At 62.9% G+C, this 14,313-nt stretch carries 16 protein-coding genes; 3 read left to right on the top strand and 13 right to left on the bottom strand.

Going from position 1 to position 14,313, the window contains the following annotated elements; all coding sequences use genetic code 11:
- The first annotated feature begins 391 nt into the window (after nt 1–391).
- Nucleotides 392–1,051, top strand: a complete 660-nt coding sequence (locus NKJ78_RS13005) for a L,D-transpeptidase (RefSeq protein WP_023682764.1) — start codon at nt 392–394, stop codon at nt 1,049–1,051.
- Between the two features lie 10 nt (nt 1,052–1,061).
- Nucleotides 1,062–1,574: an OmpA family protein gene (locus NKJ78_RS13000; RefSeq protein WP_023667764.1), complete on the top strand. Its 513-nt coding sequence runs from the start codon at nt 1,062–1,064 to the stop codon at nt 1,572–1,574.
- Between the two features lie 305 nt (nt 1,575–1,879).
- Here NKJ78_RS13000 and NKJ78_RS12995 read toward each other — a convergent pair whose 3' ends face one another.
- The 10 genes from NKJ78_RS12995 to NKJ78_RS12950 form a co-directional block, all read right to left on the bottom strand.
- Nucleotides 1,880–2,749, bottom strand: coding sequence for an SDR family oxidoreductase (locus NKJ78_RS12995; protein ID WP_023726223.1), 870 nt, complete (start codon nt 2,747–2,749; stop codon nt 1,880–1,882).
- 1 nt (nt 2,750) lies between these two features.
- A complete protein-coding gene (locus NKJ78_RS12990) occupies nt 2,751–2,915 on the bottom strand; it encodes a hypothetical protein (RefSeq protein ID WP_023695159.1) in 165 nt (54 codons plus the stop codon).
- A 23-nt stretch (nt 2,916–2,938) separates the two neighbouring features.
- On the bottom strand, nt 2,939–4,705 hold the full coding sequence (locus tag NKJ78_RS12985; RefSeq protein WP_023738315.1) for a thiamine pyrophosphate-dependent enzyme: 1,767 nt from the start codon (nt 4,703–4,705) through the stop codon (nt 2,939–2,941).
- 9 nt (nt 4,706–4,714) lie between these two features.
- Nucleotides 4,715–4,876, bottom strand: a complete 162-nt coding sequence (locus tag NKJ78_RS12980) for a hypothetical protein (protein ID WP_023751093.1) — start codon at nt 4,874–4,876, stop codon at nt 4,715–4,717.
- Nucleotides 4,877–4,990: 114 nt separating this feature from the next.
- Nucleotides 4,991–5,179 carry a hypothetical protein gene (locus NKJ78_RS12975; protein WP_023707234.1) on the bottom strand — a complete coding sequence of 63 codons (189 nt, stop codon included), beginning with the start codon at nt 5,177–5,179 and terminating at the stop codon, nt 4,991–4,993.
- 174 nt (nt 5,180–5,353) lie between these two features.
- Nucleotides 5,354–5,599 (bottom strand): hypothetical protein, encoded by a 246-nt coding sequence (locus NKJ78_RS12970; RefSeq protein WP_023738313.1) that lies wholly within the window; start codon nt 5,597–5,599, stop codon nt 5,354–5,356.
- Between the two features lie 13 nt (nt 5,600–5,612).
- A complete protein-coding gene (locus tag NKJ78_RS12965; RefSeq protein WP_023667757.1) occupies nt 5,613–5,828 on the bottom strand; it encodes a hypothetical protein in 216 nt (71 codons plus the stop codon).
- 187 nt (nt 5,829–6,015) lie between these two features.
- Entirely contained in the window at nt 6,016–7,143 is a 1,128-nt protein-coding gene (locus NKJ78_RS12960) for an NAD(P)/FAD-dependent oxidoreductase (protein ID WP_023695155.1), read from the bottom strand.
- A gap of 60 nt (nt 7,144–7,203) precedes the next feature.
- Entirely contained in the window at nt 7,204–8,745 is a 1,542-nt protein-coding gene (locus NKJ78_RS12955; protein WP_023695154.1) for an amino acid ABC transporter permease/ATP-binding protein, read from the bottom strand.
- Nucleotides 8,746–8,839: 94 nt separating this feature from the next.
- Entirely contained in the window at nt 8,840–9,682 is an 843-nt protein-coding gene (locus NKJ78_RS12950; RefSeq protein WP_023738312.1) for an ABC transporter substrate-binding protein, read from the bottom strand.
- Between the two features lie 213 nt (nt 9,683–9,895).
- Here NKJ78_RS12950 and NKJ78_RS12945 point away from each other — a divergent pair, with 213 nt between their 5' ends.
- The gene (locus tag NKJ78_RS12945; RefSeq protein ID WP_023667753.1) at nt 9,896–10,990 is read left to right on the top strand and encodes a LacI family DNA-binding transcriptional regulator; all 1,095 of its coding nucleotides are present in this window, start codon (nt 9,896–9,898) and stop codon (nt 10,988–10,990) included.
- Between the two features lie 177 nt (nt 10,991–11,167).
- On the opposite strand, the gene NKJ78_RS12940 is transcribed toward NKJ78_RS12945, so the two are convergent.
- Genes NKJ78_RS12940 through NKJ78_RS12930 form a run of 3 tightly spaced genes read right to left on the bottom strand, consistent with a single transcriptional unit; the run spans nt 11,168 to nt 14,297 of the window.
- A complete protein-coding gene (locus tag NKJ78_RS12940; protein ID WP_023738311.1) occupies nt 11,168–12,586 on the bottom strand; it encodes an NAD(P)/FAD-dependent oxidoreductase in 1,419 nt (472 codons plus the stop codon).
- The gene (locus NKJ78_RS12935; protein WP_023738310.1) at nt 12,583–13,446 is read right to left on the bottom strand and encodes a PfkB family carbohydrate kinase; all 864 of its coding nucleotides are present in this window, start codon (nt 13,444–13,446) and stop codon (nt 12,583–12,585) included. The genes NKJ78_RS12940 and NKJ78_RS12935 overlap by 4 nt, the downstream gene beginning before the upstream one ends.
- Nucleotides 13,443–14,297 carry a sugar phosphate isomerase/epimerase family protein gene (locus NKJ78_RS12930; RefSeq protein WP_352460197.1) on the bottom strand — a complete coding sequence of 285 codons (855 nt, stop codon included), beginning with the start codon at nt 14,295–14,297 and terminating at the stop codon, nt 13,443–13,445. Before NKJ78_RS12930 ends, NKJ78_RS12935 begins: the two co-directional genes overlap by 4 nt.
- Nucleotides 14,298–14,313 lie beyond the last annotated feature (16 nt).

Below are 14,313 nucleotides of genomic sequence, written 5' to 3'. Positions count from 1 at the left end.
GCGCGGAATCCGCCTGGTTCGTTGTAACAGGCATGCCAAGATGAGTTTCGGCGCCTGGACGCGGAAAAACCCGCCAGCGTGAGCCAGCGGGCCTTGTGATGGGATGGCCCGCGCGTGCGGTCAAGGCTGCGCGGGCCGACCATGATGAATGAGGGGACATCTTGGTCACCGGCACGACCGATGAAGAACGAGCCGGGTGTGACAAAACACCCTTGGAGCGAGGATGTTCCCGTCCGCACAAAAACGCCCGCCGGCGTGAGCCGGCGGGCAGCCGCTATTTTGCCGTCAAGCGGACAGACCGCTTGCGGCCCACCCACTGCAGCATTTTCCACTTTGAGCCGAAATCATTCTCAACTATGGTTCGCCAGGCTTAAGGCATGGGGGATTGCCGATGGTTTTATCACGCAGGGGTGTCGTGCTCGGCGGTCTGGCGCTGGTCGCGGTCGGTGGAACCAGCAATATTGTTCAAGCCGCGGGGGCAAAATCCTTTTTCGCCGGTACCGCCAGCGATAACGATTTCGTCTATCGCAAGACCAACTTCGCCAAGATCGACAAGAGATGGCATCGCCAGATCGTCAAGTATTTCAGCAGCGAGCCGGTCGGCACCGTCGTGGTCGATACCCGCCACCACTTCCTCTACCTCATCATGGAAAACAAGACTGCCATCCGCTACGGCGTCGGCGTCGGCAAGGAAGGCTTCAAATGGTACGGCCGCGCGACGATCGATCGCCGCGCGCTGTGGCCGCAATGGGTCCCGCCCCCCGAAATGCGTGAGCGCAAACCGGACTTACCGCCCATGATCGCAGGCGGCGCGTCCAACAATCCGCTCGGGCCGCGCGCGCTCTATCTGTACCGCGACGGCGCCGACATCGGCTACCGCTTGCATGGCACGCTGGAGCCATGGAGCATCGGCACCGACGCTTCCAGCGGCTGCATCCGCATGTTCCCCGAAGACATCATCGACCTCTACCAGCGGTGCCCGATCGGCACCGCGGTGGAGGTCCTGCCGCACATCGCCGACCAGGCGCCCGCTTCCACCACTGTCGAATGATTGGCGCATCATGAACCGCATGATTGAAAACACGCGCCGGCTGCTCGCCGCCGGCCTGCTGGTTGTGGCCACATCCTGCTCGACCAGCAACACGCTGGCCCCGTCGACGCCCGACGTCACCAACGCCGAGATTGCCGGCTTCCAGAACGTGCAGCCGGGCAGCGAGGAGGATTTTATCCTCAATGTCGGCCGCCGCACCTACTTCACGAAAGGTTCGGCCGCGCTCGATTCTGTCGCCAAGGCCACCCTCGACACCCAGATCGCCTGGTTGACAAAGCATCCGCGCTGGCTGCTCAAGCTGCAGGGTTTCGCCGACGATCCCGGCGCAAGTGAAACGGCGCTGTCACAGCAGCGCGCCGATGCGGTGATGGACTACCTCGCCGCCGGCGGCATAGACCGGAACCGCATGTGGGCCAAGGGCTACGGCAAGGACAGGCTCGTCCGCGACTGCCCCGACTCCGCCTGCAGGTCGCAGAACCGCCGCGTTGTGTCTAATTTGCGCGATGAGAGGGACGAGTCGTAGAGGCTGCTGTTTTGCTGGTCGCCAAATCAGTCTCACAACGCGACGGCGGCATGGCTGCAATGCGCCTATCGGGGACATTCACCCAGCGTTTGCCCCTCCCCGAAAGCTGACGCTCCGGTGAACCCGGAATGAAGTCAGCCTCGCGTCTACCAACCTCCGGTTCAGGGTCTGGTGGGTGGCTTCGGCATGCGCCTCGACCAGTTTGCGGACGTGGCAGTTGTCCGCGATCCTGATCGCGCATGAGCCTCGCCAGATGTCAGTGTGCTACCGGGAGTTGGCGCCGTGGAGCTGGCAGGTACGCTCGCTCAAAGCATCGGCCGTCCACCGGTGACCTCGTAGAGTGCGCCGGTGGTGTAGCTCGACCCTTCCGAGGCAAGCAGCACATAGGTCGCTGCAAGCTCTGCCGGTTGCCCGGGACGCTTGAGCGGTGTGTTCTTCCCGAACTCCTTGACCTTCTCAGAGGGCATTGTCGACGGGATCAGCGGCGTCCAAATCGGCCCGGGAGCGACCGCGTTTACCCGAATGCCGCGTTCAGCTACCAGTCCTGCAAGTCCGGCGGTGAAGTTGGCGATCGCTCCTTTGGTAGTGGCGTAGGCAAGCAGTGCCGGCGAGGGACTGGTCGCGTTGATTGAGGATGTGTTGATGATGGTCGAGCCGGGTTCCATGTGCTTCACTGCTTCCTGGGACAGATAGAACATCGCATAGACATTGGTGCGAAAGGTGAGATCCCATTCCTCCGCGCTGATGTCCTCCAGCTTCTCGAACGACGCCTGGTGGGCTGCATTGTTGACGAGGATGTCCAGGCGCCCGCATTCATCGATAGCTCGCTGCACAAGCGACCGCGCGAAGATTTCGTCCGAGATGTCGCCGCGTGCGAGCACCGCCTTGCGCCCCGCTTCCTCGACCAAGCGCGCCGTCTCCTGCGCATCTTCGTCCTCTTCAAGATAGGAGATCATGACGTCGGCGCCTTCGCGTGCAAACGCGATAGCCACCGCCCGGCCGATGCCCGAGTCCGCGCCGGTGATCAGCGCGACGCGGTCCATCAGCTTACCGCTGCCGCGATAGCTCTCCTCTCCGTGGTCGGGCCGTGGATCCATCTCGTCGGTGTAGCCGGGCATGTCCTGCTGCTGTTCGGGAAGCGGCGGCTGAGGATATTTCTGCTGGGCATCCTGCATGTCAGCTCCTTTTTTGGCTGGAGTTGCGGTTGTGTCGATCCGGTTCCGTGATCGGTCCCTTGGCGGCTTTCGAGCCACCGCCCCATTCCTCGGCCTTGCACGCTTGGTCGCCGCCCATGAGGTCCGGCGAACTGCGATTTGCGGTGCCGCTGTCGGTCTTGTTCAACTCGTGCTCCTTCTTGCGTGTCGTCAGTCTTTCTCGCCGGCGGTAATCATCGACCTCAGCGGCTCTTGCGCCACATTCGCCTCGATTTCCGCGCGTCCGGGAGTGTCCGATAGCGCCTTGCGGAAATTTTTCGCATAATCCGGTGGCATCTTCGGTGGCATCATCGGTTCGTACGGGTCGACCACGGCCTCGATGACCACCGGACCCTCAGCAGCCAGGGCAGCGTCGAGAACACCTTCCACCTCCTCGGCGCGAGAGACGCTGTAACCAATGCCGCCCATGGCTTCGGCGGCCATGGCGAAGTCGATGGGCTGGAGTTCGCAGGCGAATTGCGGGTTACCGAGGAACATCATCTGCTCCCAGGCGATCTGATTGAGCATGCCGTTCTTGAGCACGAGCACCTTGAGTGGGACCCGGTACCGAACTGCCGTCGAGAACTCGCCGAGTTGCATCGCGAGACCGCCGTCGCCGACGACCGCGAAGACCGGCCGGCCGGGAAAGGCCAGGCCCGCGGCGATCGCATAGGGCAGTCCGCATGCCATCGAGGCCAGCGCGCCCGAGACGCCGAAGGCCTGCCCGTCACGCAGCTCGATATGGCGGGCCGCCATCTCGGTGTTCTGGCCGGAATCGGCAACCAGGATCGCATCATCGGGCAATCGTTTCCCAAATGCGCGTGTGACCACCTGGGGCTTGAGCGAAGTGGCGGCCTTTTGCTCCGACTGCGCCATCATCTCGCGCCAGCGTCGCATGCCCGCCTGCGCCTTCTCGAGGAAGCTGCGATCATCCTTGCGCTTCAGGCGCTTGTTCAGCAGTCGCAGCGTCACGGCGGCATCGCCGGCAAGGCCGGCCTCAACGGGATAGCGCAGGCCGATGCGCTGCGGGTCGCGCTCGATCTGCACCCCGCGCGCCTGTCCCGGCTTCGGGTAGTATTCGATGTAGGGAAAGCTCGAGCCGACGACGAGCAGCGCGTCACATTCCTCCATGATTTCCTGCGACGGCAGCGTGCCGAGAATTCCGATGCCGCCAGTCGTCAGCGGGTGATCGTCGGGCAAGGCAGCCTTACCGAGCAAGGCCTTTGCGACGGGGGCACCAACCAGCTCCGCCGTCTCTTCCAACTCGTGCCTGGCACCAAGCGCGCCCCGACCGGCGAGGATCGCGGCCTTCGTCGCCCCGTTCAGGATCTCGGCGGCTTTCGCAAGTTGTTCTTCGTCGGGAAGCCTGCTTCCTTCGAACCAACGATCCGGCGTATGCGACGGTTTGTTGCGCTTCGAGCGCTTGGCCTGGTCGAGCGTGTGCTCCTGCACATCGCTGGCGATCGACAGATGCGCAACGCCGCGACGTGCCAGCGCCGACCTGCAGGCGAGACCGGCCAGGCTTTCCATATGCGCCGCGTCGGAGACCTGCGCGTTGAAGACGGCGACATCGCTGAAGACGCGCGTCAAGTCGACATCCTGCTGGGTGAAGGTCTCGATGAGGTCGTGGAACTGCATGCCGGTAATGGCGAGCACCGGCGCTTGGTCGAGCTTGGCATCGTAGAGTCCCGTCAGGAGGTGTGTGCCGCCAGGGCCGGAAGTTGCGAGGCAGACACCGAGCTTGCCTGTCCATTTTGAGTAGGCGCACGCCATGAACGCTGCGGATTCCTCGTGTCGCACCTGAATGAAGCGGATACGGTCCTGCCGTCTGCGCAGCGCCTCCATGATGCCATTGATGCCGTCGCCCGGCAGGCCAAAGATGATATCGACGTTCCAGTCGATCAGCGTCTCGATGAGGATGTCCGCGGCGGTCGGCATGTCTCAGTCCTACCGCGATGCGGATCCCGCCGCCTGGCTGCTCTTGTTCGCGGTCTTGTCAGTCTTACGCTGGTCTTTGTCGCCGCCGCGATTGCCGCCATGCAAGTCGTCGGAAGATTGAGCGGTCTTGCCGTCTTCCAAATTAGTGGCCATGCGCAAAGCTCCCTTCATCCGGCCTGCCTAACCAGAAAGTCGGTGAGATGTTCCGTGCCCGAAGGCAAGGCCGCCTATTCAGGTGCCGAAGGCAAAGGTGTCAGTACCACCCGATGAGGCGCTGTTCGGCAGTCAGCGGCTGAACAGGCGAGGTGCGATCGAACAGACGAAGGCATCGAACTGCTGCGAGGCCGAGGATTGCATGTAGTGGCCGAGGCTGTCTGATCGCCAAAAGCTCTCGCGGCAGAGCTGGCCGATGTTCAGGTCGCGTCTTCGCAGGTCCCTATAGCCAGAGCGCAACGCCGCCCGGACCGTCCCCATAGGCGAACTCCTCGCACCCCTCGTCGACGATTTCTCGCGCGGGATTCCGCCTCAGTGGCGAAAGGACTCGTTCGTCGCGCACACCGCGGCGGGCGATGTGCGCCTCGACCATGCGGTGCCTGGCGTGCCGGTAGTCTGGGATGGCTCCTCGATAGCCTTAAAAAGACGGCAGGCTTAGTCGTCCTGCCTGCGCTTGTGGTGCTCGCTCTCCTGGTTTTCGCCGCGGATCATCTGGCGATCGTCCTTGTCGGTCAATTCCACGCCCTCGTCGCGCAGATTGGCGCCGTCTTGCCGCGCCTCGCGCTCCTGCTTGGTTCTCTTCAGCTCATCCTCGGCATTGAAATCGTCGCCGGCATTTCTGGTGTTCTCGCGCTTTTCGATGATGCGCAGCTGCTGCTCGTGGGTCTTCCGGCCGGCCATGGCAAGGCGCCTCCTACTTGTTCGTGCGTCCGGTCTGGTCAGGATTGATGCCGCCCTGAGGCGTGACGTCGTTCTCGACATCGCCTTCGAACGTATTGTCCCCATCGAGAGCATCGTTCTCGTCGAGCATATCGCCGCCCTTGACCGCGCCCTTCGAGGTGCCGATTCCCGGGTTGTCTCGCAGATCCTTGTCCGTGGGCTGTTTAGTCTTGGGGTGTTGGTTGGTCATGGAATTTCTCAGCGCTGGTTGAGCTTGGACGAACGACGGTCTTGGCGCTGTCCAACTTCAACGTGGAGAAAATGTTCCGGAACATATTCGCTTGTCAGGTGCGCGTAAGCGGCCATGCGGCCGCCGTCTCGGCTAGCGAAACTCCAAGCATGCCACATTACATCCCATTCCGAGGCGAATTGGCAGGCTAAAGTGAAAATCGAGACGGTCGAAAGCTTGCAAGGAGTGGGTGCTCTGTTCCGGTGGCGATCTCGGTTGCAAGCAGTTCGCCGGCAATCAAGCCAAGTGTTGCGCCGCTGTGGCTGAAGGCGACGTAATACCCCTCGATCTCCCGCAACTGGCCGAAGACCGGCTCGCCGTCTCCGGGGATCGGCTTGGGCCCGACACCGTAGCTCTCCAATTCCAATTTCGGATGACCGTCGAGAACATTCGACGCTTCGTCGAGAAGCCCCTGGATGGTCGATGCTTTTACGCGATAAGTCCCGTCCGGATTGACTACCACCTCTTCTTCCGACCAGGCAGAATCGAGCGCGAGGGCGCCATCAGGCGTCGGCCGGATGGCGACGCGCGGCGTGTTGAGCACGGCGCGTAGAGGCAAGTCGACTGGCTTGGTCCTGACCAGCAGCGCGATTGGTGTCCCATCGGCAATACGCTGACCGGCCACGGCGACCATTCGCGGCACATCCGCACCGGTCGCCAGAAGCACCGCGTTGGCGGCGAAGCTGATCCCGCTGGTGGTGGTGACGCCGGTGGCGCGGCCGTTGGCGACGGTGACGGTAGCGCTTCCGGCCTCGGTGACCACCTGGCCGCCCCGCTCCACGAATTCCGCGATCAATATTTCGATCAGCGACGGCAGGTCGACCCAGCCCTCGCCCGCGTTGAAGATCGCGCCTTGAGGCGTGACAGCGCTTGCGCAGACACCCGGCGTGACCAACCTTATGGCGTCCGCGGACAGATGCTGCGCATCATAGCCGAGACGTTTTTCGTGAGCGAAGACATCGGCGATCTCGTTTGAGGCATCGTCCGCATCCCACGTCAGGCCACCGTCGAAACGCAGCCAGGCGGCATCCGGGCATCGCGCCGACAAACTGCGGTAGCGGTCGATACCGATCATGCGCAGGCGATGATATTCAGCCGAGCGCCTGCGCGCCGAATTGATCCAGGCGAGCGAGCGGCCGGAAGCTCCCTTGGCGAGCGGTCCATCATTGACCAGCACGGTCTCGATGCCGAGCCTTGCAAGATGAACGGCCGAGGAGACGCCAAAAATGCCGCCGCCGACAACAACGACCTTGGAAACCTGATGTGATGCAGCCATGAGATATCTTTCACTGGTGGAGGTTGGTTTGGGCGGCCGTCTTGAAGGGCTCATGCGTGATCAAAGCACTTCGGCAAGGAAGTGCTTCAGACGCGGGCTTTTCGGCGTGTCGAAAATCGCGGCAGGCGTGCCGGCCTCGATGATGCGGCCTTCATCCATGAAGACGACCTGATCGGCGACCTTGCGGGCGAAGCCCATTTCATGCGTCACCACGACCATTGTCATGCCGCGCCGGCCGAGATCCGCCATGAGGTTGAGCACACCCTTCACCAGTTCTGGATCGAGTGCGCTCGTTACCTCATCGAACAAGATGACCTCCGGGTCCATCGCCAATGCACGAGCGATTGCCACACGCTGCTGCTGGCCACCGGAAAGGCTCCCTGGACGATGGTGTTTGCGGGTCGCAAGCCCGACGTCGGCAAGGCGCGCCTCGGCGATGCGCTCAGCTTCCTGTACAGGGAGGCCCTTTACCTTGGTCAGCGACAGCATGACGTTTTCGAGCGCGGTGTGGTCGGGAAACAGATTGAACTGCTGGAAAACCATGCCGACACGCCGGCGCAGTTTTTCAGGCTTCATCGCCAGGATGCTCGCACCATCGAGCAACACCTCACCGCCCTTGGGCTCGACCAGGCGGTTGAGGCAGCGCAGCAGGGTCGACTTGCCCGAACCTGATGGGCCGATCACGCATGTGACCGTGCCAGGCTTGACTGCCAGGCTGACGCCTTTGAGAACATCGAGGTCGCCATAGGCCATGTCGAGATCGGTAATGGCGAGACTGCCGCCCTTGAAGCGGGGCAGCGCTGAGCGGGCATCAGAGCCGGCCTCCGAAAGTGCACTGCCGGTGGCGCCCTCCAGTTCGCTCACTTCGGCCAGGCCGCTGATGACGAGGCCTGCCTTTTGCTTTCCGACCCGCAGCGAGTTGTCGATGTAGTTGACCACATGGGTCAACGGCACGGTGATGACGAGATAGAACACGCCGGCCAGAAGCAATGGCGAGAGATTTCCGGTGACCACTGCCTGGTCCTGACCGACACGGAAGATCTCGCGCTCCGAGGCGAGCAGACCGAGGAAGTAGACAAGGCTTGAATCCTTGACGTTGCCGATGAACTGGTTGACGAGGGCCGGCAAGACGCGGCGGATGCCTTGCGGGATCACGATCAGGCGCATGCCTTGGCCGTAGCTCATGCTGAGCGCCCTGCAGGCCTCCATCTGCCCGCGCTCGACGCTCTGGATGCCCGAGCGGAAGATTTCGCCGATATAGGCGCCGGCGATCAGGCTCAGCGCAAGAATGCCGAGCGGAAAGGGCGAAGGCCCGAAGATTTCACGGCCGATGCGGGCAAAGCCCTGGCCGATCAGCAGGATGGTGACGATCGCCGGCAGGCCACGGAAAATATCCGTGTAGACCCGCGCCGGAATGCGCAGCCAGCGCGATTGCGAGATGCCCATGACCGCCAGGATCATGCCGAGGATGACTCCCAGTACCGTCGACGCGGCGGCGAGGATCAAGGTGTTCTTCAATCCGATGGTGATCATGCTGGGCAGCACGTCCGCCATTGCCTGCCAGTCGAGGAAACTGCGCCGCAGGTTTTCGAGCCAGTTCATTCGCCCCCCTTTTGGTTGCGCTATTTACATCGTCCGCATCAAGGACGGCGGCGTAATCCGGCCGCCGGCATGAAAGCCAGCGGCCGGGTACGGTCTACTTCTTGGGAAGATACTGGTCGGGCATCGGCGAGCCGGGGAACCACTTTTCATAAAGCGTCTTCCAGGTGCCGTCCTGCATGGCCGCGTGAAGGGCGGTGTTCAGCGCATTGCGGAGCTTGTCGTTGCCCTTGCGCAGGACAAAGCCGGCCGGCGCGTCAAAGGAAGGAATATTGACCGCGATCTTCAGGTTCGGGTAGCGAAGGCCATAGTCCTTGGCGGCCTCGTAATCGAGGAAGTGGGCATCCACGGTTCCGTTGTTAAGCGCCGAAACGGCGGAGTTGTTGTCGGGGAATTTGACGAGATCGGTTCCGACAAAATTCTTCGCCGCGTAGATTTCCTGGAGCGTGCCTTGTACGACGCCGAGACGTTTGCCCTTGAGCCCGTCCGCCGCCGTGATCGCCTTGTCGGCGGTAAGCACGGAGAGATAGCCTGCGATATACCCGTCGGAAAAGTCGACGGTCTTTTTGCGTGCTTCCGTCGTGCCGATTGCCGCGACCGCGACATCGAAGCGCTCGTTTGCAACGGAAGGCATCAGCGCCGAGAATTCCTGGCCGGTGAAGATCACCTGGTCGGGCTTGAAGCCAAGGCGGCTCGCGACGTTGCGGAACAATTCGATGTCGAAGCCGGTGAACGACCCATCGGCCTGGGTGAAAGCGTAGGGTTTGGCATCGCCCATGGTTCCGACGCTGATGACCTTCGCATCAATGAGGCCATAGGGATTGTCATCCGCGGCGGCCGCTCCTGAAACCAGCCCAGCGCCGACGCACATCGCCATAAGAGCCATTGCGCCGGTTCTGACCGGGCACATCAACGACTTGAGAATTTCTTTCCTGCTCATGTCTTTCTCCACTCTGAAGGTCTGTTCTTCTTGGTATTTCCGTCGAGCCGCCATCTGGCGCGCCGACATGCCCTTGCCGAAATCACGGTCCGTCACGCCTCTCGGCTCCACTCCTTTTAAAGAGACCGGTCTCATATTGCGTGAGACCGGTCTCTTTGTTAATCGTTATCGCCACGTTGACCTCCCGTCAACAACTCTTGTAGTCGTCATCCGATGAAAAGAACCGCCCCCAAGACCCCGTCGATAACGGTCAGCGACGTCGCCCGCGCGGCCAACGTTTCGAAAGCGACAGCCGCGCGCGTGCTCGGCGGATACGGCGTCGTCAGCGACATGATCCGCGCGGAAGTCATGGCCGCGGCCAAGGCCTTGGACTATCGTGCGAACGAGCTCGCCCGCAGCATGACGACCGGCCGCTCCGGCATCATCGGCGTGGTTGTCGGCGACATCGAGAACCCGTTCTTCAGCCTCGCGGTACGCGGCATCAGCGACGCGGCAAAGGCAGCCGGGTTCAACGTCATCCTGGCCAATTCCGGCGAGAAGATCGAGGCGGAAAAGGCGGCCGTGAAACTGCTCATCGGCAAGCGCGTCGACGGGCTGATCGTCACGCCGTCGGAATCGCGCGACATCGCGCACCTGCGCGATATCCACCGCTCGGGCCGACCGCTTGCCCTGCTGGATAGGGCGCTGGCAGATCTGGATGTCGATACGGTCACGACCGACGATCGCGGCATCGCCATGCTGGCGACCCGCTTTCTAGCCGATGCCGGCCACCGCAACATCGCCTATGTGACCGCGGTCGACGCCGAAGGGCACGAGTACCGCGATCTCGGGCAGATCTACACCTCGTCGGTCCGTGAGCGCATCGACGGTTTCCTCACCGTGTGCCGAGAGGCCGGACTTGATCGGCCAGAACGCTTTGTTCGCCTTGGCGCGACAAGCCCCACCGAAACGCGCAGGGTTGCCGGCGAGATGCTGTCGGCGCCGGATCGGCCGACGGCGATCCTCGCCTCCGACAGCGTCATTGCGCTGGAGATCTTCAAGGTGACCCGCGAGCGCGGCCTGCGGGTTCCCGACGACATTTCGCTCATCACTTTCCATGATGCGGACTGGACGAGCGTCACCACGCCGCCCATCACCGTTATCGACCAGCCCGTCTACGCGCTTGGCAAGAGCGTCGCGGAATTGCTCATCCGGCGATTGAAGGGAGATTCCCGCCCGGCGGAAAGGCTCGTTTTGCCGACCGCCATCATTGCACGCGGATCCGTTGGCCCGCCCTCGGATGGAAAGCCGCAAGTGCGCCAAGCATAGGCCTGACGGCGGTACGGCCCACATGAATACGTTAGAACAAGGTCGACGCACTCCGCTTTAAGAATGTACGTCGATCAACCCAGCAAGCACCCTGATCGCAATGCCGCGTCCACCGTCATCGGGACGGCACGTGCCGGCTCATGGTTTGAAGAGCGTGACGATGAGCGAGATGCCCGGCTACTTCTTGCGCCTGCCTGGCTTCAGGGCCGCCAGAAGACTGGTGATCCTGCCGGCGTTTCGGTTGCGGATCTCGGCCTCGTTCTTGCGGCGCACCGCGGCGCGGACAAGCCTGGCGCCGAGATAACGCAACGGCTCGGGCGGCAGCGACATGCGCCGCTCGATGCCGACCAGACCGCTTTCGCTCCAGCGATCCTTTCGCTCGAGCACCAGGCTCGCCAGAATGCGTCCGGCTATCGGCGTCTGCGCGATGCCGGTGCCGTTAAATCCCATGCCGTAGAAGATATTGGGATGATCGCGCAGGTGGTCGAAGACAGGAACGTGTTCAGGCACGCAGTCGATCGGCCCCGACCAGTCATATTCGATCGCCACACCGCGCAGCGACGGGTAGACCCGATGCAGCTCTCGCATATTGTCGCGGCCGTGCTCCGGGCTGCGGTTGAAGCTGGCGCCGAAATTTCCACTGAAGGCGACGTTGCCGCTGCCACGACCGAAGACCACCCTGCCCCCGATGGTGCGCTGGTAGTAGAGCACCTGGGCCTGGGAATCGCAGATCGAGGCACCGTCGCGCCAGCCGATGCTGTCGAGCAGTTCGGGAATGGCGGCAGTGGCAATCACCTCGCTGCCGACCACATAAAGATGCCGCCGCAGTTCCGGCAGCGCCGAAAGCCAGGCGTTGGCGGCAAGCACGATTTTGTCAGCCCGTACCGCGCCATGCCCCGTGCGCACCGTGCATGTCATGCCGGGTTCGATGGCGAGGACCGGGCTGCGCTCGTGGATGATGACGCCGCGTGCCAGTGCCAGCTTGCGCAATCCGATGGCAAGTTTGGCGGGATGGACCGTGCCGGCGGTGGTCTCGACGACGCCGACATAGGAGGCCGATGAACCGGTGCGGCGTTGAATGTCCTCGGCCGTCAGCGGGCTGAAACGGTTTTCTCCAACAGCCGCCGTCAAGGCCACGGCGGTCTCCCAGGCGCCTTCCTGCGCAATGGAGCTTGCGGTCCACAACCATCCGTCCAGCCTCAGGTCCATGTCTATGGTGCCGTTTTGCTGCAGCGCCTTCAGCTCCGCGATCGATGCCACCGTGTCGGCGCACAGCAGGCGCGCTTCCTCGAGACCGACGACCGCACTGATCTGGTCGATTTCGGCGAACCATGAATGGACCTGACCGCCGTTGCGCCCCGAGGCCCCCGATCCGCACAGATCGGCTTCAAGGATGACCACCCGCGTTTGCGGCGCCAGTTCAAGGATCCGCAGCGCGGTCCACAGACCGGTATAGCCGCCACCGACGATCACCACGTCGGCGCGCTCGTCGCCTCGCAATGGCTCGGTCGCAGGGGCGGCGGTAATGTCCTGCAGCCAAAACGACCGGTCAGATGCAAGCGCGACCGCAGGCTGCCGCAAACGAAGTGTACTCACGCTTGGGCTCCCTGCGCATCGACAATGAAGCTGGCATATTTGGCTCGCAGCCAATCGGGTATCGGACGCGGTCTCTGGGGAAACCCGCCGAGATGGGTGCAGGTCTGTGCCGCCGCGATCGACGCCCTGTGCAATGCCTCCAGGGCGCCAAGGCCGCCGAAATGGAAGCCGGCGAGGAAGGTGGCAATAAAACTGTCGCCGGCGCCACACGTATCCACGACATCGACAAGCGTCGCCGGCGCATGCACGACATTCGTGCCATCGTCGAAGTAGGAGCCGCGTCGACCACAGGTCAAAACCACCTGCCTTGCGCCGGCCTTCCTGAGCGCGCCCAGCGACGGCTCGATGGGAACATCGACATCGTCCGGTCCGGACGCAAACAAAAGCGGGACACCGTCGAGCGCCAGCGCCATATGGGCGGTCGATAGATCGATGCTGAAAGGCACATGGTCCGCCACCAATCGTTGGACAAGGTGCTTGTTGGCGTTGGTGCCGAGATGCACCCAGTCGGCCGCGGCGATGACCGCATAATGCGCGGGCGCCGGCATGTAGTTTTCGCCCACACCGAAGGATTCGTGCAGGAACTTCCGGTCGCCGGATTCATCGCGCAGCAAGGTGACGGCCGTATCGCCGCGACGCCGTTCGACGTCGTCGGGGGATAGGCCGGCACCTGCCAGCTCAGCAAGCACCACGTCGCCTTCGGGATCGTTCCCGACGGCGCCGAAATAGCGCGCGGACCAGCCGTTGCGCCGCCATTGCGCCGCGACATTCAAGGCGTTGCCGCCCACCGTCATCAAGTTGTTGGTCAAATAGGCATCAAGGCAATTGTCCCCGACCGCGATAAGCTTCTTCGACGTCATGCCGGCACCGTTGCGCAATTGAGGTATGGCGCGATGGCGCCAAGGCAGCGTGTCCAGGCTTTTACCGGATCGAGCGCGTAGGAGCCGTTGCCGAACGGCTCGAAGGTGAACTTTCCGGCATAGCCCAGGCGCGCGAGCTCGCTGACATAGTGGCCGAGCGGCAGCGTACCATCCCCCCACACCAGATGCCCGCCTGGTGTGCCGTCGACCAGATGGACATGCGCCAGCCGCGAGCCGAACAGGTCGACATAGCCGGCCACGGTGTCGCCGGCCGTGGCCATGGCGACAGTGTCCAGCACGACGTCGATGTTTTCAGCGCCCACCTCGTCCAGCATTTGGCGCAGGCCTGCCGCATCATTGACGAGGTTGCTCTCGAACCGCTGCAACGGCTCGAGCAGGCAGCGCACCCCGTTTGCGGCGGCGCGCCGGGCGATCTCGCCGATCGAACCGACCGCGCGGTCCCATGCCGGTTGCCGGGGTTCGCTCTCGTAGCCCCGGCCGGGCGTCAGGAAGAGATAGCGGGCGCCAAGCGCCGCGCAGATGTCGGCTGCACGGCAAAACCGCTCGATGCTGTCCTGGCGCAGTGCGGCGTCGCCGGAGGCAATGTTGATTGGATACAACACCTGCTCAGGCGTAAAGCACCAGGCCGACAGCTCGTTGCCGGCGAGTACCCGGCGAACGGATTCGACACGCGCGTCCGTGGCGTGGAACAGGTCCAGATGCTGGGCAATCCCCCACAGTTCGATCTCGCGCAGGCCAAAGCCTCGGATCGTCCTGGCGACCTCATCGAAGGGGAAGTGCTGGAAGCTGAAATTGGCTCCGATCAGCTGATGAGCAGCGAGCTGCGGCATGAAGGCTCCTTTCGGG

The organism is Mesorhizobium sp. M0037 (assembly GCF_040323635.1).
Classification (GTDB): domain Bacteria; phylum Pseudomonadota; class Alphaproteobacteria; order Rhizobiales; family Rhizobiaceae; genus Mesorhizobium.
Note: the sequence above shows the minus strand (reverse complement) of the source record. Positions and strands in the feature narration are given on the sequence as shown.